At 69.4% G+C, this 18,924-nt stretch carries 15 protein-coding genes, 1 pseudogene and 1 riboswitch; of the genes and pseudogenes, 1 reads left to right on the top strand and 15 read right to left on the bottom strand.

Going from position 1 to position 18,924, the window contains the following annotated elements; all coding sequences use genetic code 11:
- Nucleotides 1-27: 27 nt before the first annotated feature.
- Nucleotides 28-142, bottom strand: a riboswitch (SAM riboswitch).
- Between the two features lie 128 nt (nucleotides 143-270).
- From ACXIZN_RS03780 to ileS, 5 genes and pseudogenes are all read right to left on the bottom strand, one after another.
- On the bottom strand, nucleotides 271-954 hold the full coding sequence (locus tag ACXIZN_RS03780) for a M23 family metallopeptidase (RefSeq protein ID WP_457952565.1): 684 nt from the start codon (nucleotides 952-954) through the stop codon (nucleotides 271-273).
- A 131-nt stretch (nucleotides 955-1,085) separates the two neighbouring features.
- A complete protein-coding gene (locus ACXIZN_RS03775; RefSeq protein WP_457952564.1) occupies nucleotides 1,086-2,564 on the bottom strand; it encodes a potassium/proton antiporter in 1,479 nt (492 codons plus the stop codon).
- Between the two features lie 112 nt (nucleotides 2,565-2,676).
- Complete coding sequence (locus tag ACXIZN_RS03770) at nucleotides 2,677-3,360, bottom strand: ArsR/SmtB family transcription factor (protein WP_457952563.1); 684 nt, start codon at nucleotides 3,358-3,360, stop codon at nucleotides 2,677-2,679.
- Nucleotides 3,361-3,403: 43 nt separating this feature from the next.
- The gene (locus ACXIZN_RS03765) at nucleotides 3,404-5,011 is read right to left on the bottom strand and encodes a penicillin-binding transpeptidase domain-containing protein (protein ID WP_457952562.1); all 1,608 of its coding nucleotides are present in this window, start codon (nucleotides 5,009-5,011) and stop codon (nucleotides 3,404-3,406) included.
- Nucleotides 5,012-5,208: 197 nt separating this feature from the next.
- Nucleotides 5,209-8,416 (bottom strand): annotated as a pseudogene (gene ileS / locus ACXIZN_RS03760) (isoleucine--tRNA ligase).
- 857 nt (nucleotides 8,417-9,273) lie between these two features.
- On the opposite strand from ileS, the gene ACXIZN_RS03755 reads away from it, so the two are divergent.
- Entirely contained in the window at nucleotides 9,274-11,082 is a 1,809-nt protein-coding gene (locus tag ACXIZN_RS03755) for an FUSC family protein (RefSeq protein ID WP_457952561.1), read from the top strand.
- Here ACXIZN_RS03755 and ACXIZN_RS03750 read toward each other — a convergent pair.
- The 10 genes from ACXIZN_RS03750 to ACXIZN_RS03705 form a co-directional block, all read right to left on the bottom strand.
- The gene (locus ACXIZN_RS03750; RefSeq protein WP_457952560.1) at nucleotides 11,079-11,636 is read right to left on the bottom strand and encodes a hypothetical protein; all 558 of its coding nucleotides are present in this window, start codon (nucleotides 11,634-11,636) and stop codon (nucleotides 11,079-11,081) included. The genes ACXIZN_RS03755 and ACXIZN_RS03750 overlap by 4 nt on opposite strands.
- Nucleotides 11,637-11,740: 104 nt before the next feature.
- Nucleotides 11,741-12,601 (bottom strand): DivIVA-like cell division protein Wag31, encoded by an 861-nt coding sequence (gene wag31, locus ACXIZN_RS03745; RefSeq protein ID WP_192741184.1) that lies wholly within the window; start codon nucleotides 12,599-12,601, stop codon nucleotides 11,741-11,743.
- A 54-nt stretch (nucleotides 12,602-12,655) separates the two neighbouring features.
- Nucleotides 12,656-12,931, bottom strand: a complete 276-nt coding sequence (locus ACXIZN_RS03740) for a YggT family protein (protein ID WP_005155180.1) — start codon at nucleotides 12,929-12,931, stop codon at nucleotides 12,656-12,658.
- 114 nt (nucleotides 12,932-13,045) lie between these two features.
- A complete protein-coding gene (locus ACXIZN_RS03735) occupies nucleotides 13,046-13,660 on the bottom strand; it encodes a cell division protein SepF (protein ID WP_457952559.1) in 615 nt (204 codons plus the stop codon).
- A gap of 82 nt (nucleotides 13,661-13,742) precedes the next feature.
- A complete protein-coding gene (locus ACXIZN_RS03730) occupies nucleotides 13,743-14,474 on the bottom strand; it encodes a YggS family pyridoxal phosphate-dependent enzyme (RefSeq protein ID WP_457952558.1) in 732 nt (243 codons plus the stop codon).
- On the bottom strand, nucleotides 14,471-15,178 hold the full coding sequence (gene pgeF, locus ACXIZN_RS03725) for a peptidoglycan editing factor PgeF (protein WP_457952557.1): 708 nt from the start codon (nucleotides 15,176-15,178) through the stop codon (nucleotides 14,471-14,473). The genes ACXIZN_RS03730 and pgeF overlap by 4 nt, the downstream gene beginning before the upstream one ends.
- 76 nt (nucleotides 15,179-15,254) lie before the next feature.
- Nucleotides 15,255-16,577: a cell division protein FtsZ gene (gene ftsZ, locus ACXIZN_RS03720; protein WP_126733686.1), complete on the bottom strand. Its 1,323-nt coding sequence runs from the start codon at nucleotides 16,575-16,577 to the stop codon at nucleotides 15,255-15,257.
- Between the two features lie 250 nt (nucleotides 16,578-16,827).
- Entirely contained in the window at nucleotides 16,828-17,598 is a 771-nt protein-coding gene (locus tag ACXIZN_RS03715) for an anti-sigma factor (protein ID WP_457952556.1), read from the bottom strand.
- Entirely contained in the window at nucleotides 17,595-18,203 is a 609-nt protein-coding gene (gene sigK, locus ACXIZN_RS03710; protein ID WP_457952555.1) for an ECF RNA polymerase sigma factor SigK, read from the bottom strand. The genes ACXIZN_RS03715 and sigK overlap by 4 nt, the downstream gene beginning before the upstream one ends.
- Nucleotides 18,196-18,924, bottom strand: coding sequence for a DUF1365 domain-containing protein (locus tag ACXIZN_RS03705; protein ID WP_457960449.1), 729 nt, complete (start codon nucleotides 18,922-18,924; stop codon nucleotides 18,196-18,198). The genes sigK and ACXIZN_RS03705 overlap by 8 nt, the downstream gene beginning before the upstream one ends.

The following is an 18,924-nucleotide window of genomic DNA, read 5'->3' as shown; positions in this document are numbered from 1 at the left end:
TCCTCCGGGCCAGGGGACCCGGCGAGGATCCCGCGCTTGCCCGCCGCACCTCGCGACGAGCCAGGTCCTCACCCGGGGCACCCCACCGCGGAAGGAGGGTTGCCGGTCAGCTAGCCGGGGCTTGACGCTGACACTCGTGACCTACGGACGAAGTTAGCGGATGGGCGGGCGATCGAGCCAGCCCTCGTCCGCATCTTGAGACGCCGCTCACGTGTTCCGCAAGCGGGAAGAACCGTTGCCCGGCGCCGCGCCGCGCCGGGCAACGGCAGGTCAGGCCCGGAATCGGCCGGGCAGCGGGACGGTCGAGCGGGAGGAGACCTCGGTCGCGGTGCCGGAGTACTGATCGGTGCCCGCGGTGAACTGCCAGCCGCCGAAGGTCTTGCCGTCGACGGCTTCGCCGTAGGCGTCGGCGACCTTGGTCGAGACCTCGTCGTAGGACAGGCCGTCCCAGTTGCCCGCGCCGACCCCGAAGTCGCGCGAGTCGCCGCCCTGCGCGGCGGCCGCGGGCAGGGTCCACAGGGTGAAGTGCACGTGGGCGCCGGTGCTGCGGCCACCACAGGGCAGCGCGTTGCCGGTCCGGCCGAGAGCGTCGCCCGGGGCGACCTTCTGGCCGTCGGTGACCGAAATGCCCTCCAGGTGGTAGTACCCGGTTCGCCAGCCGCCGTCGTGGTCGACGGTCACCCAGTCGCCGCCGGAGCAGTGCTGGATCCGGACCGTGCCGGCCAGCGGGGCGCGAACGGTCTTGTCACCCGGGCTGAAGTCGATGGCGTTCTTCACCCCGGACGTGCCGTTGTTCGAGTGGATCCCCGCCGAGTAGACCGACTGGCCAGTGTCGAAGGGCAGCCCGAAGGCGGGAAAAGCGCCGGCCGCAGTAGCCGTCGGGGCGGAGAGAACCACTCCGACGAGTGCCACAGTGGCCCCCAGACCAGCGAACCGCACAGGAAGCTTCGTCACCTTGCGTACTCCTTACCCCGTGACACTCACCCATTCGATGGAGTCGATTGCGGGGAAAGTAATCCAAAAGGAGTACAAATGGGAAGAAGTTTCTGAGATCAACCGACGAACAGCTGGTGCCGGTTCGTGACCTACTGGCCGGATTCGCCCTTCCACCTGGCGAGGCGGCCCGCGCGGTCGACGGCCCGCAGGCGTCGTTCGGCCGCGTCACGGGCTTCGGCGGTGGTCACGACGAGTAACTGGTCGCGCTCCTGGAGCCGGGTGTTCTTGTTCGGCGTGAAGCCGGAGCCGTCGCGGACGAGGAGGCTGATCGTCGCCCCCACCGGCAGGCGCAGCTCGGCCAGGTACACGCCGTGCATCTTCGATCCCGTGTGGATCCGGACCTGCAGGAGTTCCGCGCCCATCTCGTCGAGCGGCGCGGAGTCGACGTCGATCTCGTGCGCCTCGGCGTGCTGGGCCAGCCCGAGGATTCTCGCGAGCGGGGTCAGCGTGGCCCCTTGGAGCAGCGTCAGCACGATGACCAGCACGAACACCGCGTCGACCAGCTCCTGAGCACCCGGCACCCCGGACGACAGCGGGATCAGCGCGAGCACGATCGGGACCGCCCCGCGCAGCCCGGCCCAGGACAGGAACACCTGTTCTCGCCAGGGGATCTTGAACGGCAGCGCCGACAGCAGCACCGACAGCGGGCGGGCGAGCAGCAGCACGACCGCGCCCGCGACCAGGCCCTGGACCAGGCTTTCGAAGATCCTGCTCGGCGAGGCGAACAGGCCGAGCAACACGAACAGGCCGATCTGCGCGAGCCAGCCGAGCCCCTCGGCGAAGGACAGCGTGTCCGACCGGTGCGGCAGCTTCGAGTTCCCCAGCACCAGGGCCGCGACGTAGGTGGCGAGCAGGCCCGACGCGTGGGCGAGCTGCCCGCTCGAATACGCCACGACGCACACCGCGACCGTGGCCAGCGGGTACAGACCGGTGGCGGGAAGCGCCGCCCGGCGCAGCGCGAACGCCCCGCCCCAGCCGAAGGCGAGGCCGATCACCAGCCCGGCGGCGAGTTCGTAGACCACCAGCAGCGGCAGCGACCAGTCGATGGTCGTGCCCTCGGCGAGGACGACGACGGCGATGTAGGCCGGGGCGTCGTTGATGCCTGACTCGATCTCCAGCGCGCCGACGAGCCGCTTGCCGATCCCCGCGGATCTCAGCACCGAGAAGACGGCGGCGGCGTCGGTCGAGGCCAGTACCGCGCCCCACAGCAGCGCCATCCGCCAGTCCAGGCCCAGTAACCAGTGCAGGGCGGCACCGGTGACCGCGATGCTCACCACCACGGCCACTGTGGACAGTGCGATTCCGATGCCCAGCGAGGGTTTCACGGCCGACCAGCGGGTGGTGAGGCCACCTTCGGACAGGATCATCACCAGCGCGGCGAGGCCGAGCGACTGGGTGAGCTCGGGGTTGTCGTACTGGATGCCGAACCCGGCTTCGCCGAGCAGGACCCCCATCCCCAGGTACAGCAGCAGCGAGGGAAGGCCGACCCGGATCGACACCCGGACGGCGATCACGGCGACGAGCAGCACGGCGCCGCCGGTGCCGAGGATGAGCGGGAGTTGCTCCATGTCGCCTCCCGTTCCGGTCGCCGTGAGGGCTCCAGAATAGTGAGGCGGTGATCGTCACACGTTCGTGTACCGGTCGGAAAGCGCCCGGGCAACCTGTGTTACAGACTGTCCACTAGGGACTGCGCAGGGCCACCAGGTCGACACCGAGTTCCGCGAACGGCTTTTCCGCCGCGGGCAGGACTTTCACCGCGCGGTTGCCCTCACGGGACAACCACCCGGCGCTCACACCGTGAGACAGTAACGCCGCTGGCACCCGGCCCGCCAAATGATCACGCCGGACCGTCCAATCCAGACAGTCGCGCAGCATCGGGCGGCGGCCGCCGTCGATCTCCACCCCGAGCGCGCCGAGCACCTCCCGCCCGCGACCGGTCAGCGTCAGGCCGCCCGCGTCGTCGATCAGCCCGGCGGCGAGCATCCCGTCCCGCAGCGCGACCCCGACCGTCCCGGCGAGGTGGTCGTAGCAGGTCCTCGCGAACTCGAGCCGCTTCACCCGCACCGACGACCGTAACCCCTTCACCGGCCGGTGTTCGGCGTGCTGCGCCAGATGCTCGATCAGCTCCGCCACCCGGGGGTCGGCTATCCGGACGTAACTGTGCCTCCCTTGCTTCACCCGCACGACGAAGCCGGCCTCGGTCAGCTTCGTCACGTGCTCGCTCGCCGTCGAGGCGGCCACGTCGGCCGCGCCTGCCAGCTCGGTCACCGTCCAGGCACGCCCGTCGAGCAGCGCGAGACACATCGACGCGCGGCTCGGATCGGCGAGCACGGCCGCGACCTCGGCCAGGGCGATCGTCTCCATGCATCCACCGTAGAAGACCCACGGTTCGGCGACCGCCGAAGCGTCAGCCCGCCAGGAACTTCGCCGCCAGCTGCACGGCGGGTTTGGAGTCGTTGGAACCTTCGAGCATGACGGCGAAAGCGACGTCCCCGCGATAGCCGACGAACCAGCCGTTGGCGTCCGCGCCCGAGCCGAACTGCGCCGTCCCGGTCTTGCCGAAGACCGCTCCGCTGCCCTTCAGTGCCTTCGCGGTCCCTGTCGTGCAGACTTCGCGCATCATCGCGCGGACCTGGTTCAGCACCCCTGCGGGCGGGGCCTGGTACCCGGCGTTGACCTTGGTCTCCAGACCCTGCCACAGCTTCGGGACCACCGGTTTCCCGGTGGCGACGGTCGCGGCCATGAGCGCCGCGCCCAGCGGGCTGACCTGCACCCTGCCCTGTCCGATCCCGGCTTCGACCTGCTCGTCACCGCCGGCGGACGGCTCCACCTTCCCGGTCTCCGTCGCGAGTCCCGGGATCTCGAAGTCGGCGTTGAGGCCGAACTGGCTCGCGGCCTTCGCGAGACCGTCCGCGGGCAGCTGATCGGCGAGCCGCCCGAAGGTCGTGTTGCACGACGCGGCGAACGCCGTCTTCAGCGAGACGGTCCCCAGGTCGAACCCGTTGTCGTTCTTGAGCGTGCGGGTCCCGATCTGCTCGCTGCCCGGACAGGCCAACGGGGAGTCGGCGGTGACTCCGCCCTGCTGCAACGCCGCGGTCGCCGTGGCGATCTTGAAGGCCGAACCCGGCGAATAGAGGCCGTTGAGGGCCTTCGGCTGGTTCCCGGCCGCGCCGTTCTGCGCGACCGCCAGTAGCTCGCCCGAGGTCTTCATCGCGACGATGATCGCCGGCCCTTGGAAGCCGTCGACGGCTTTCTGGGCGGCGGTCTGGGAGGCCACGCTCAACGTCGAGGTCAGCGGTTCGCCGGTCTCCGTGGCCTGCCCGAAGAGCGTTTCGACCGGCTTGCCGGAGGCGTCGACACGCGACACGGTGACGGTGGCCGGGGTTCCGGTGCCGCCGTTCTGCTCGGAGGCGACCTTGGACAACGCGCCCTGCAGGATCGGCGCGACACCCGCCGCGTCACCGCCGACGAGAGCCTTGCCGTCGCGGTCGGCCACGACCGGTTTGGCCGAAACCGGCGCGACGGCGAGCCGCTGCCCGGCTTCGAGCTTCGGGTGGATCGCCGACATCGCCCAGCGGACGACCCATTTCCCGGCGTTGCGCACCAGGTCCAGCTTGCCTTCGTACTTCCAGACGCTGCCGCCGCCGAAAGTCCACGCGGCGTGGAAGGTGGCCGACGTCGAGGGCGCGTCACCCGGCGTCGTCGGGACCTCGCCGAGGGACGTCTTGACCGAGGCCCCGCCGAGGGCGTTTCGCGTCCCGGTCAACGCGGCCGTGGCCGCCGCCGGATCGTCGACCGGGGCGGTGGTCAGGTCACCCGTGTCGAACAGCCGCAGGAACCGGGTGGCGACCTGGGCGGGGCTGTCCTGCGCGTTCGCGGTGGACTCCCCCGGTCCACCTCCGGAGGCCGCGGGCGCCCGATCCTCCTCGACCAGCAGCACCACCGCGGCCACCACGATGGCGACGACCGCCAGCGCGGCGCCGATCAGGATGCCTCTTTTCCGGGCAGGACTCATGGATTCGCTCTCCCCCATACGGCGCGCCCCTCGCGCGCCCCGGGCGCCAGCCTGCCGATTTCCCCCGCGCAAGGCGCGCTTCGGACGGGAAAGCGGCTGATCCGAATCCTTTTCGTGATCCCGGTGATCGGGAATGCCAGGAAGGGCCCCTTCATCGCGAAATTGCGATGAAGGGGCCCTTCATGTCACTCGCGAGGTCAGGCCTTGGCGACCGCCACGGTCACCTTGGTGCCCTCCCCGACCGTCCCGGCCGAACCGTCGGCGACGTCGCCGTACGCCACTGAAGTCGCCAGCGTCTCCGAAGCGACGAACTCCTCGTGCGTCTTCGCCGCCGTGACCACGTCTTCCGGCGCGTCGACCGTCAGCGCGATCCGGTCGGCGACGTCGAGCCCGGCGTCACGGCGGGCCTGCTGCACGACCCGGACCAGGTCACGGGCCAGCCCTTCGGCCGCCAGCTCGTCGGTCACCTCGGTGTCGAGCAGCACCAGCCCGGCGCCGCCGGGCAGCTCCGCGGCCGCGCCGCCGCCCTTGGCGACCAGACGCCGGTCGTACTCGCCTTCGACGAGTTCGATCCCGGCCGCCACGACGGCGCCGCTCTCCGACGTCGTCCACTCGCCGGCCTTGACGGCCTTGATCACCGTCTGGACGTCCTTGCCGAGCCGCGGCCCGGCGGCGCGGGCGTTCACCGCGACCTCGAAACCGCCGTGCGCGGCGACGTCCGTGGTCAGCTCGACGGATTTGACGTTGACCTCGTCGCGCAGGATGTCGGTGAACTCGCGCAGCGACTCCGCCTCGTGCGCGGCGACGACCAGCTTGGCCAGCGGCAACCGCACCCGCAGCTTGTTCGACTTCCGCAGCGAGAGCGCCGAAGACGCCACCTGGCGCACCCGGTCCATCGCCGTCACCAGCGCCGCGTCGGCGGGCAGGTCGAGCGCGTTCGGCCAGTCGGTCAGGTGCACCGAACGGCCGCCGGTCAGCCCGCGCCAGACCACCTCGGTCGTCAGCGGCAGCAGCGGCGCCACCACCCGCGACGTCACCTCCAGCACGGTGTGCAGGGTGTCGATCGCGTCCTGCTCGCCCGCCCAGAACCGGTCGCGCGACCGGCGCACGTACCAGTTCGTCAGCACCTCGAGGAAGTCACGGACGGTCGAGCACGCGCCGGCGACGTCGTAGGTGTCGAGCGCGTGAAACGGTCGAGCACGCGCCGGCGACGTCGTAGGTGTCGAGCGCGTGCTCGACGTCGGTCACCAGTTCGTGCGTCTTCGCCAGCACGTACCGGTCGAGGACGTGCTTCGAATCCGTGCGCCACTGGCCTTCCACACCCTCGGCGTTCGCGTAGAGCGCGAGGAAGTAGTACGAGTTCCACAGCGGCAGCACGGCCTGGCGGACCGCGTCGCGGATGCCCTTGTCGGTGACGACGAGGTTCCCGCCGCGCAGGATCGGGCTCGCCATCAGGTACCAGCGCATCGCGTCGGAGCCGTCGCGGTCGAAGACCTCGTTGACGTCCGGGTAGTTGCGCAGCGACTTGGACATCTTCTGGCCGTCCGAGCCGAGCACGATCCCGTGCGAGATGCAGGTGCGGAACGCCGGCCGGTCGAACAGCGCCGTCGCCAGCACGTGCAGCACGTAGAACCAGCCGCGGGTCTGCCCGATGTACTCGACGATGAAGTCGCCCGGGTAGTGGTGCTCGAACCACTCGGTGTTCTCGAACGGGTAGTGCACCTGCGCGTAGGGCATCGAACCCGAGTCGAACCAGACGTCCAGCACGTCCTCGATGCGGCGCATGGTGGACTTCCCGGTCGGGTCGTCCGGGTTGGGCCGGGTCAGCTCGTCGATGAACGGCCGGTGCAGGTTCTCCAGCCGCACGCCGAAGTCGCGCTCGATCTCGTCGAGCGAACCGTAGACGTCCGTGCGCGGGTACGCCGGGTCGTCCGACTGCCACACCGGGATCGGCGTGCCGAAGTACCGGTTGCGGGAGACCGACCAGTCGCGGGCGTTCTCCAGCCACTTGCCGAACTGACCGTCCTTGACGTTCTCCGGGTACCAGGTGATCTGCTGGTTCAGCTCGACCATCCGGTCCTTGAACTCGGTCACCGCGACGAACCACGACGAGACGGCGCGGTAGATCAGCGGGTTGCGGCAGCGCCAGCAGTGCGGGTACGGGTGCTCGTAGGTCTCGTGACGCAGCAGGACCGCGCCCTGGCGGCCGGCGGAACCGGTGCCGTTCTTGAGATCCTTGATGATGTTCGGGTTGGCGTCGAAGACCTGCTGGCCCTCGTAATCCGAGACGGTCGCGTCGAACTTGCCCTGCGCGTCCACCGGGGTGACCGGGACGATGCCCGCCGCGTCGGTGACGACCTTGTCCTCTTCACCGTAGGCGGGCGCGATGTGGACGACACCGGTGCCGTCCTCGGTGGTGACGTAGTCCGCGGACAGCACGCGGTGCGCGTTCTCGTGCCCGGCGAAGTACGGGAACGGTGGGGCGTAACGGGTTCCGAGCAGTTCGGTGCCGGTGTAGTGCCCGACGACGGTCGGCTCCTCGCCGAGCTCGCGGGCGTACGCGGCGACGCGCGCTTCGGCGAGCAGGAACCGCTTGCCGTCGGATTCCACCACGACGTACCGCACGTCCGGGTGCACCGCGGTCGCCAGGTTGGACGGCAGCGTCCACGGGGTCGTGGTCCAGATCAGCAGGTAGGTGCCGTCGAGCTCGTTGTCGTTGCCCTCCAGGCGGAAACCGACCGTGACGGCCGGGTCCTGACGGCTGGCGTAGACGTCGTCGTCCATGCGCAGCTCGTGGTTGGACAGCGGGGTCTCGTCGCGCCAGCAGTAGGGCAGGACGCGGTAGCCCTCGTAGACCAGGCCCTTGTCCCACAGCTGCTTGAACGCCCAGATGACCGACTCCATGTAGGACAGGTCGAGCGTCTTGTAGTCGTTGCCGAAGTCGACCCAGCGGGCCTGGCGGGTGACGTAGTCCTGCCATTCGCCGGTGTAGCGCAGCACGGACTCGCGGCAGGCCTCGTTGAAGACGTCGATGCCCATCGCGTCGATCTCGGACTTCTCGGTGATCCCGAGCTGGCGCATGGCCTCGAGCTCGGCGGGCAGGCCGTGGGTGTCCCAGCCGAAGCGGCGCTCGACGCGCTTGCCCTTCATCGTCTGGTAACGCGGCACCAGGTCCTTCACATACCCGGTGAGCAGGTGACCGTAGTGCGGGAGACCGTTGGCGAACGGCGGGCCGTCGTAGAAGACGTACTCGTTCGAACCGTTGACGCCGGGGTCGCGGGCGTCGATCGAAGCCTGGAAGGTCCGATCGGATTCCCAGTACGCGAGGACGCGCTTCTCCGACTCGGGGAACGAAGGCTGGGACGGGACGCCGGTCTCGCCGTCCACCTGTGCCTTGGGATACATCTTCGGTGCTCCTCAGATCCGACACTGCTCGTCTCGTGTACGGGCTTCCACCCACACGGGGACGAGACGGCCGTCTCCGGCGCGTTCCGCGGTACCACCCCGCTTGCCCGGCCGGTTGGTGTTCCGGCTGGGCCGCTCATTCGACGGCTGTGACGGGCCGTACCCGTCCGGTTCTACTGAGGGCGTGCGCCCTGTTCTTCCGGAGGCTCCCCGGTGATGGCCGGATCGGTGCCAGTTGATTCAAGGGTAGCGCGCGGGGGCAACCGGGTTGTCCGGGGTGGGTGGAAACTCGGAGGCGGTGGGTGGGCGCCGAGATTAGGCTCCCCGCCCGAGGGGNCAACGTCGAATGACCACTACATCCACGCACCCCACGGGAATTGATTTCCGCCAGGATCGCGTTCTGCTCCGCATCCGCCCGGCGCTTCAGGATTTCGAGTTCCTGTTTGCGGGCATGCAGCGTCGCGGTGTCGACGCGCCACCACTCGGCGGGCGTCTCTGGGGGTGCATCGTTGCTGGCCACGACACCGACATTACTCTAATTCGAACACCTGTACTAGCCCAAACAGCCCAGCGCCGGAAATTGTCGAAAATTGGCAACAGCGAAGGAGTCTTAAAGCAGCGAGGCGCCCTCAAGCGAGCGAATCCGCGAGCGGCGAGACAAGGAACAGACAGGCGTTCGCGGGAGCCTTAAAGCGCCGAAGCACCTTAAGGACGCGAAGGAGCCATAAGTACCGAATAGCCCTAGAGCACGAACTGCTCTCACCAGCGCGACCAAACACCGGCCCGCCGCCCAAGGCCCGAGTTGCCGTCCCCGCCACCGCCTCTAGGTTGACGGGTATGCCGATCTGCGGGGCCCGATGAAAGGGCCCGGACTCCTCATCGCCCTCCTGGTCGTCCTCGGCGGCGTCAGCGGGCTCGGATTCCTCCTGGGACTGGGCAACGCGGCCGTCCTGGCGGCCCTCACCGCGCTCTTCTGTCTCATGGCGGCGGTGGGCGGGCCGCTCTGGGCGGATCTGCGGTTGCTGGCGTGGTTCGCGCCCGCGCTGATCCTCGCGGTCGGGGTGCCGCGGTTGCTGGGCGCGGTGTCGCAGTGGGCGGCGATCGCGCTGCTGGTGGCGATCGTGGTCGTCGCCGGGTTGTTGCCCGTGCTCGGGACCCGGTTCGTCACGGTCGGGCTGGGGCTCGGGATGGCGTCACTGTTCGGGTACGGCTTCCAGCTGACGGGAACGGCGTCGGCGGGGCAGATCCTGGGCGCGCCCGCGCTCGCGGTGGGCGTCGTGATCCTGTTGCGGGCCTTGATGGGCGCGAAGGATCCGGCCAAGCCGACCCGTGACGCGCTGGCCGACGCGCTCGCGACCGGCTCGTCCGAAACACAGGAGCGCGCGGCGAGGCTTTGGCTCGCGGACCGGCCTCGTCGCTGGACCGGCCGGGTCCTCGGCGGCATGTTCCGTTACCGCGCGGCCACCGGGTTGCTGGAGATCCGCCGGAAACGGCTCGACAGCCGAGAAATCGGCGAAACGCTGGACGCCGCCAGGGAAGAAGCCGCCAGGCTCGCCGACGCCGTTAGGAGCCCGGCGACACCGGGAGACGTCGAACCGGTGCGCCGCAAGGAACCCACCGGGCTTCCGGGCGCTACGGCGAGGCTCGTCACCGCGCTCTGGGAGGCTCTCGAAACCATCCGGGCCGCGGCGGCCGAACGCGACGAGTCGCGTGTGGACGTTCCGAAAGGTCTCCGCGGCGAACTGCGCCGGATCGAGCTGAGCGGCGCGTTCTCCTGGCGGTCGGCGCAGTTCCGGCACGCGCTCCGCTGCGGGCTCGGCGTCGGGCTGGCGCTGGTGGTCGCGAGTTTCCGGCCGGGCGACCCGCTCACCGTGTCGTTCCTGCTCGCCACTTTCGCCATCATGCAACCGGAATGGCGGGACAGCCTCGGCAAGGCCTGGCAGCGGATCGGCGGCTCACTCGGCGGCGCCGTCGTGCTCACTCTCGTTCTTTGGCTTCTGCCGCAAGGGGTTCTGCTGCCGATCGGGCTTGTCGCGCTGCTCGGCGGGTTCTCGGTCATGCGGACGCGTCCGGCGATCTTCAACGGCTGCATGGTCCTGATGTCGGTCGGCATGAACGCGACCACCAGGCATCTCGACCCGCGTTACGTACTCGTCGAGTACCTGCTCCTGATGGTCCTGGCCGGCGTCATCGCCCTGCTGTTCGGTTTCGCCGCGATCCCCGGTGTGCCGAAACCCGGCCCGGCGGAACGGTTCGAGAGCGCCGTCGCCGCCACCCGCGCGCTACTCGGCTCGGTGGCGAGAAAACTGCGCGGCGAGGACGTCGACCCGCGGACGCTCGGCCGTGAGTTCCGGGCCGCCGCCGTCGCGCACCACGGCCTTCGAACCGCGGAGCCGGGCACGAAGGAACCCGCGCCGGGCCAGCGGGACGCGCTGGAGAACGCGGCAGAAGCCTTGCGCGGTCTGTCCGTCACGGCGTCGTCGCTACTGCTGCGCCCCGGCTCGGCCGGAGCGGCGGACGCCGTCGCCGAGGCGGCCCGCACGCTCGGGACCGACGAGGCAGCGGAGATCCCGGTGCCCCGCGACGCGGACGAGGAGCAGCGCCTGGTGCTCGACACGATCGCCGCCGACGTCGTGGCGGTCGGCGAAGCGGCCCAGAAGCTTTAAGCCTTCTCGCGGTGCTGTGCGGCGATTTCGGCGTCGGGCTTGCACAGCGCGCACGGTGTGAACCCGAGCTGCCGCGCCTCGCCGATGCCGAGCGGGATCGTGTCCCGGGTTTCGAGCCACGTGCAAGAGGTCACGTGATAGCGCGGGTACTCGTCGACGACGACGACTTCGACCTCGAGTTCGGAGACGACCGCCACATCCTCGGGGTCGCTCTTCTCCTCGCCGGGGTCGCCTCCGCTTTGGGGCTCCGGCGTGTCCTCCACGTCGCCCAGTTCACCGGCGGCGGGCATCAGGACGGTCTGCTCGGCGTCCTCGGGTTTCTTTTCCTCAGCCTCGGCGGGTTCGTCCTCGTCGGACTCGTCGGACGAGGACGTGTCTTCGTCAGCCGGAGCCGCGCGCTTCTTCCGGCGGCGCAGCAGGTCGAAGAGGAGCAGCAACCCCGCGACGACGGAGACGCCGATGGAGATCCAAGCCCACAGGGAGTTCGCGGTGATGAGCGCCGCGACGAGCAGCCCCAGAGCCGCCAGTACCAGTACCAGGACGATGTAGAGCACGGTGAATTACAACACGAGGGCCAAGCGAAACGGCCCCGACCCTCCGGAGAGTGCCGAGGCCGTTCCACTGTGTAGAAACAAAACCAGTGTAGAAACGAACCGGATCAGCCCGCTTCGGCCCGCGGGCCGAACGAGTAGCCCTGTCCGCTACCGGAGGACGAAGACTGCCCCGAGCTCGACGAGGACGCCGACGCGGGAGCGGCCGAACCACGGTCGTCGAGCTCACGCAGCTGGGACTCGAGGAACCCGCGCAGCCTCGTGCGGTACTCCCGCTCGATCGTGCGCAGCTCCTCGATCTTCTTGCCCAGCGAGCCCTTCTCCGCGTTCATGTTGTTCATGGTCTCGGTGTACTTGCGCTGAGCCTCGCGCTCCATGGTCGTCGCCTTGTCGCGCGCCTGGCGCTCCAAGGTTTCGGCACGGGTTCGCGCGTCGTTCAGCATGGTCTCGGCACGCGTGCGTGCCTCGTTCACCATCGAGTCCGACTTGGACCGCGCGTCCGACAGCAGCTGCTCGGACTTGGTCCGGGCTTCGGCGAGCATGCCGTCCGACTCGGTCTTGGCCTCGGCGGTGAGCCGGTCGGCCATTTCCTGCGCAAGCCCGAGCACCTTCGCGGCCTGGACGTTGGGCTCCCCGTTGTCCGGCACCATCGAGTGGGCCTGGGTCTGCTCCATCGCCGACTGCGGCGGCGGCACCGGCGCCAGGCGGCGCGACGGCTCGTCGCGTACCTGCGGCGGCGGGCCGACGGCGCCGGCCTTGGCGTTCTCGAGCTCACCACGGGTGGTCTCGAGTTCGTTGTCGAGCTGTTCGACCTGCTGCCGCAGCTCGTTGTTGTCCTCGATCAACCGGGCAAGCTCGGTCTCCACCAGGTCGAGGAACGCGTCCACCTCGTCCTCGTTGTAGCCCCTTTTGCCAATGGGCGGCTTGCTGAACGCGACGTTATGCACGTCAGCGGGGGTCAACGACATCAGATCACCTCACGCACTCCATGGCCTGCAGGTCCACCGGGGCTTCCCCGAAAATCACCCTGGCGTTGCCAGCTGCATCGCGAAGAACACAACCAACAGCAGCACCATAATCGATAAGTCCAGTCCGACGCCGCCGATTCGTACGGTCGGGATGATTCGTCTGAACAGACGAACCGGTGGGTCGGTCACTGTGTAGATGGTCTCGAGCGTTACCGCAACCCCTCCGGCAGGACGCCACTCGCGAGCGAAAGCACGCACGAGCTCGACGACGATCCGTGCCGTCAGCAGGAGCCAGAAGGCGAACAGCACGTACCAGACGACCAGCAACACAGCATTCACGTAACCACTCTGCCATGCCTCGCGTCAAAAGGCGCAGTTGACGGGCCACGGATGGCGATGAGTCGACAAAATCACATCCGGCTGCGCTCAGCGGTCACCGGGTGATCAGCCGCGCAGGAACAATCCGCCTTCGGCGATCCGCCGGCGGTCTTCCGCGGTGACATCCACATCGGGCGGTGAGAGAAGGAACACCTTGTTGGTGACCTTGTCCATCGATCCGCGCAACGCGAAAGCGAGCCCCGCGGCGAAGTCGACGAGACGCTTCGCGTCCGCGTTCTCCATCTCCGTGAGGTTCATGATCACCGGGATGCCCTCCCGGTAGTGCTCCCCGATCGCTCGCGCTTCCGCGTAGCTCGTCGGGTGCAGCGTCGTGATCCGGCTCAACGGATCACGCACCGGCGGACGCACCGGCTCGGTGACCGGCCGCAGCCGCGCGACCGGCTCCGGCTGACGGTCCATCGCCAGCGCTCCGTGGACGGCAGGCTCCGGGCTGGCCACGGAGCGTGACCGAGGCCGGGGCGCGGGCTCGTCATACGTGTCAACTTCGTCCCGGTAACGTCCACCTCGTGACCGGGCCGGCGGCTCGTCGTCGTAGTCGTACTCGTCGTCGGCGTATTCCTTCGAGGCGTAACCTCGCCGGTAGTCGTCCTCGACGTCGTAGCCGTCTTCGTCCGCGGGCACCATCCCGAAGTAGGCCTTCAGCTTCTGCAGCGCGCTCATGCCTCTCCCTAGCCTTAGCCGCGTCCCGCACCGTACTCCCCCGTCCTCGCCGCCACTCCCCGTAACGACGAGACGGTATTCCCTAGGGCGAGGCTAAACCGCGCCCACCGAGCAACGCGGTTCCGACACGCACACAGGTCGAGCCGTGCGCGATCGCCTGCTCGAGATCATTGCTCATTCCGGCGGAGATCTCACGGGCTTTCGGGTGTTCTTCCCGTAGACGCTCCGACGCACGAGCGAGTTTCCCGAACGCCTCCGCGGGATCAGTACCCAGCGGCGCCACCGCCATAAGCCCTCGGAGGCGAATATCACCCACATGGGCTATCCGCTCCGCCAAATGGCTCATTTCGCTCAACCGAATGCCCCCGCGCTTCGGATCGTCATCGAGGCTTACTTGAATGAGGACGTCCAGCGGGTGCTCGCGTTGCCCGGAATCCAGCGCCGACTTGGTCGCCTTCGCGAGCGCGTCGGCGAGGCGCTCGGAGTCGACGGACTGGACCTCGTCCGCCCAGCGCACGACCGATTTGGCCTTGTTCCGCTGCAGGCTGCCGACCATATGCCAGCGGATCGGGGCGTCCGGCCGGAGACCGGCGACCTCCTCGGCCTTCGCGCCCGCCTCCTGATCGCGGTTCTCGGCGAGGTCGAGCGCGCCGAGGTCGGCGAGCAGCGCGGCGTCGAGCGCCGGGAAGGTCTTGGTGACCGCGAGCAGCTTGATCTCGTCGCGGGCCCGGCCGGCGGCCTTGCACGCGGCGCCGATCCGCTCTTCCACTTCGGCGAGGGACGCGGCGAGTTCCGCCTTCCGTGCGTCACTCACGACGCGTCCAGCCACGTGATACCCGCGGTCCGGCCCGTGGTGCCGTCGCGGCGGAAGCTGAAGAGGGTCTTGTCTTCGTTGGTACAGCGCGGATCGACGCCGATCTTGCCGACGCCGAGGTCGGCCAGCTGCCGCCAGAGCCCGGCGCGCAGGTCGAGGCCCGGCGTGCCCTTGCGGGTTTTGCAGGCGCTGCCCGGCACGTGCTTTTCGACGTCGGCGGCCATGTCGGCGGGGACTTCGTAGCAGTCGCCGCAGATCGCGGGTCCGAGCAGCGCTTCGGTGCGGGCCGGTTCGGCGCCGACCGAACGCATCGCCTCGACGGCGGCGGGGACGACGCCGACCCTGGCGCCGACGCGGCCCGCGTGGACGGCGGCGACGACACCGGCTTCGGCGTCGGCAAGCAGAAGCGGCACGCAGTCGGCGACGAGCACCACGAGCGCGAGGCCGGGCTCGGCGGTCACGAGCGCGTCGGTCGCTTCGGCGGCGGAGGTCTCCGAACCGTCGACGACGGTGGCGGTCCGGCCGTGGACCTGCTCCATCCACGCCAGCCTGTCCTCGGCGAGGCCGAGTTCGGTGGCGAGACGTTTCCGGTTGGCGTAGACGTCGCCCGCGTCGTCGCCGACGTGATCACCGAGGTTGAAGGTGTCGTAAGGCGGCCGGGAAGCCCCGCCCGCCCTTGTCGTGACAACCCGCCGTACCCGCACGCGTTTCCTCCTAGACCTGAGTGAAGGCCCCCTCGACTGTAGTCAAGGAGGCCTTCACGGAACGTACTGGCGAGTGCTACCGCCGCATGAACGGGGGAACGTCGACCTCGTCGTCCGACGGGTCGTCGTGCACCGGGGTCGCGCGGCCGGGCAGGCTGCCGTGGTTCGAGTTCGACCCGATCGGCGAGTAGCCGCGCGAGCCGCCGCCGGGCTGCGGGAGCCCGCCGGTCATGGAGCCGTTGCCCTCGTTACGGGCGGACGGCATCGGCGTGTGCGTGCGCGGCGGCGCGACCGGGTAGCCGTTCGAACCGGTCGACGGCACCGGCGTGGCACCCGAAGGCGGGCTCTGCACCGGGGTCGCCCCGCCGCCGTTGACCTGACCGGCCTGCGCGGACGCGGTCGAGTTCGACCGGGAGCCGAACGCAGGCGGGTCGAGTTTCTTGTGGGTCGGGGTGCCGGCGTCGAAACCGGCCGCGATCACGGTGACCCGGACCTCGTCGCCGAGCGAGTCGTCGATGATCGTCCCGAAGATGATGTTGGCGTCGGGGTGCGCGGATTCCTGCACCAGCGAAGCGGCCTCGTTGATCTCGAACAGGCCGAGGTCCGAGCCGCCAGCGATCGACAGCAGCGCGCCGTGCGCCCCGTCCATCGACGCTTCCAGCAGTGGCGAGTTGATCGCCTTCTCCGCCGCCTGGATCGCCCGGCCCTCGCCGCGCGCCGAGCCGATGCCCATCAGCGCGGAGCCCGCGCCGGACATGACGCTCTTGACGTCGGCGAAGTCCAGGTTGATCAGACCCGGCGTGGTGATCAGGTCGGTGATGCCCTGGACACCCGAAAGCAGGACCTCGTCCGCCGAGCGGAAGGCGTCCATCAGCGAGACGCCGATGTCGCCCAGCTGCAGCAGCCGGTCGTTCGGGATGACGATGAGGGTGTCGCATTCGTTGCGCAGCTGCTGGATGCCCTCTTCGGCCTGCTTGCTGCGGCGCTTGCCCTCGAAGGTGAAGGGACGGGTGACGACGCCGATGGTCAGCGCGCCGAGCTTGCGGGCGATCTGGGCGACGACCGGCGCGCCACCGGTGCCGGTGCCACCGCCTTCGCCCGCGGTCACGAACACCATGTCGGCGCCCTTGATGACCTCTTCGATCTCTTCGCGGTGGTCCTCGGCGGCCTTCTGCCCCACCTCGGGGGCGGCGCCGGCACCGAGGCCGCGGGTCAGTTCCCGGCCGATGTCGAGCTTGACGTCGGCGTCGGACATGAGCAGTGCCTGAGCGTCGGTGTTCACCGCGATGAACTCGACACCCTTGAGGCCGACCTCGATCATGCGGTTCACGGCGTTCACTCCGCCGCCGCCGATACCGACGACCTTGATCACCGCAAGGTAGTTGTGCGGGGGCGTCATCGGAGCCGCCTTCCTGATCGTGTGTGCTCGTGCTGCCCGCCGGTCGCTGAGCCTTTGCCGAACCCTCGAGCTGAAGTTCAGATTGAGAGTTATGTCAACTGCCGACGTTGAAGCAGGACGGTATGCACCAGGCTGGCTCGAATCCAGTAGCCACGCCGTGTGTCGCAAAGGTGTTTTGCCACAACATGTTCGCGGGCGCAAGAGCGAGACCCGGTCGCGGCGGCGAACGGCGGCCTGGTACAAGCGGGGGTCAGGTCGGCATGGACATGACCATGACGACGTCCTTCGACGGCGTCCCGGTCGGCGATCCACCGGCCTGTTCGACGCTGAGCGCGAACTTCTCGGCGCCGCCGATCCCTTCGGCGACCAGCACCGCACCGTCCTGACCACCGGGAATGAGCCCGGCGGGTCTGGGCGCGGTGCCCGGGTACATCAGCCAGGCCTGGTAGGTCCGGCCCGGTTCGTTCTTCGGCAGCTGCGCCGCCATGAACACCAGCCGGTCCTTCGCGCGCGACATCATCACGGTCCCGCCGCCGCCCGCCGAGGTTTCGGCGTGCCCGGTGCGGAGGTCGGCGGCCGAAAGGACGTCGGCGACCGGGGCGTACCGGTCCGCGTACTCCGCCGCCCGCTCCCGCGCGGCGGTCAGCTGCGAGTGGTTGTCGTAGGCGATCCCGCCGAACACGGCGGTGCCCGCCAGCCCGACGACCGCCGCCGCGACCGCGGCGATCGCCCAGCGCGGGGCGCGGCGCCGGTCCTTGACGCGCTCCCCGGCGCCGAACCGCGTCATCGGCGGCTGCTGCCTGGTCGCCATCGCCTCGGCGAGCACCCGGCGTTTGAGTTCGGGCGGCGGGTCCTCGGCCAGCGCGGCGCCGAGCCGGGTCGCGGTCATCTGCAGTTCGAGGACCTCCTGCGCGCACGACGCGCATTCGGCGAGGTGCCGCTTGAACTGGGCACGCTCCACATCGGACAGCGCGTCGACGGCGTAGGCGCCGGTGAGCGTGTGCATCTCGGGCATGGTCATGCCGTCACCCCCAAACAGTCCCGGAGCCTGATCAGGCCGTCCCGGAGCCGGGTCTTGATGGTCCCGTGCGGGGTCTGCAGCACCTCGGAGACCTCGCGATAGGTATAACCCTGGTAGTAGGCGAGCAGCACGGATTCCCGTTGCAACTCGGTCAAGCTCGTGAGACAGCGGCGTACCTGCGACTGTTCCCAGCGGGCCGCGACCGCCTCGGCCACCTCGTCGAAGGGCCGGGCGCGGGCGGCTTCGAAGGTCGCCTTGACCTCGCGGTCCGAACTGGCGCGCGCCGAGCGGACGCGGTCGACGGCGCGGCGGTGCGCGAGCGTCATGGCCCAGTTCAGCGCGCTCCCCCGCTCCGGGGAGTAGCGCGTGGCCGTGCGCCACAGCTCCACCATGACCTCCTGTGTGACCTCTTCGGACTGGGCGGCGTCACGGAGGATCCGCCGCACGAGTCCGAGAACCGGGCCGGCGAGTTGGTCGTATAGAGCGTCGAAGGCGCGCTCGTCGCCCTTCGCGACCCGGACGAGCAGATCCTCGGCCGTCGGCGCGGCCGGTTCGCCGTCGCCGGGAACGGGCGCCATCCGGCGCGGGCGTGCCGATTCATCCATCAAGCGTGCCTCCGGCCGTCTGCGGCGTCCGCTGGGTGATCGGCGCCTTCTTCAACCACAGTTTGACGCCATGCCGCCGGATCAGCGCGGAGACCCGATACGGCATGAGCGGGCGGGTGATCAGCATGTGCGCCAGCCACCCGGCGGTGGCGGGCCGCCGCACGCCGCGCAGGGACGCGGTCAGCGGCGTCCGCCCGTCGTGACGGAGGGCGATCTCGACCGAGAGCAGCGACCCGGGCCTCGGCACCTCCATCCGGTACTCGCCGTCCGTCGACTGGAACGGCGAGACGTAGAACTCCTTGTCCGCGAAGGCGTTCCCGTCGGCGTCGGGCCGCAGGAGGTACGCGTGCCTGCCGCCGTAGGTGTTGTGGACCTCGGCGACGACGCATTCGAGCTCCCCGCCGGGCCGGTGGCACCAGTACAGGGTGATCGGGTTGAAGTTGTGGCCGAGCATCCGCGCCCCGGCCAGCATCAGCACCCGGCCGCCGCGGAGGTCGACGTCGCGCGCGGCGAGCCAGCGGTCCAATTTGGACCTGATGCTGGAGGTGTCCTCGGGCGCGAAGTGGTCTCGCGAATCGAAGCGGGCGAAGGGGCGCAGCCACCACGGCAGCTTCGGCGGCACGTCGAGGTCGACGAACCACAGGTAGATCCGGTGGGCGAACGAGATCGGCGGATCGGCGCGCCGGATATGCGCCACCGTGGAGTCGTAGAGCACGGCCAT

The organism is Amycolatopsis sp. TRM77291 (genome assembly GCF_054166285.1).
The sequence above is the reverse complement of the archived record's forward strand: the minus strand, read 5'-3'. Positions and strand labels throughout refer to the sequence as shown.

Coding starts and splice junctions, on each gene's coding strand:
- ftsZ (WP_126733686.1), bottom strand. CDS start 16,577: ATGACGCCCCCGCACAACTACCTTGCGGTGATCAAGGTCGTCGGTATC.
- ACXIZN_RS03775 (WP_457952564.1), bottom strand. CDS start 2,564: ATGGAGCAACTCCCGCTCATCCTCGGCACCGGCGGCGCCGTGCTGCTC.
- ACXIZN_RS03715 (WP_457952556.1), bottom strand. CDS start 17,598: ATGACCATGCCCGAGATGCACACGCTCACCGGCGCCTACGCCGTCGAC.
- sigK (WP_457952555.1), bottom strand. CDS start 18,203: ATGGATGAATCGGCACGCCCGCGCCGGATGGCGCCCGTTCCCGGCGAC.
- ACXIZN_RS03755 (WP_457952561.1), top strand. CDS start 9,274: ATGAAAGGGCCCGGACTCCTCATCGCCCTCCTGGTCGTCCTCGGCGGC.
- ACXIZN_RS03735 (WP_457952559.1), bottom strand. CDS start 13,660: ATGAGCGCGCTGCAGAAGCTGAAGGCCTACTTCGGGATGGTGCCCGCG.
- ACXIZN_RS03765 (WP_457952562.1), bottom strand. CDS start 5,011: ATGAGTCCTGCCCGGAAAAGAGGCATCCTGATCGGCGCCGCGCTGGCG.
- ACXIZN_RS03770 (WP_457952563.1), bottom strand. CDS start 3,360: ATGGAGACGATCGCCCTGGCCGAGGTCGCGGCCGTGCTCGCCGATCCG.
- ACXIZN_RS03705 (WP_457960449.1), bottom strand. CDS start 18,924: ATGGCCGTGCTCTACGACTCCACGGTGGCGCATATCCGGCGCGCCGAT.
- wag31 (WP_192741184.1), bottom strand. CDS start 12,601: ATGTCGTTGACCCCCGCTGACGTGCATAACGTCGCGTTCAGCAAGCCG.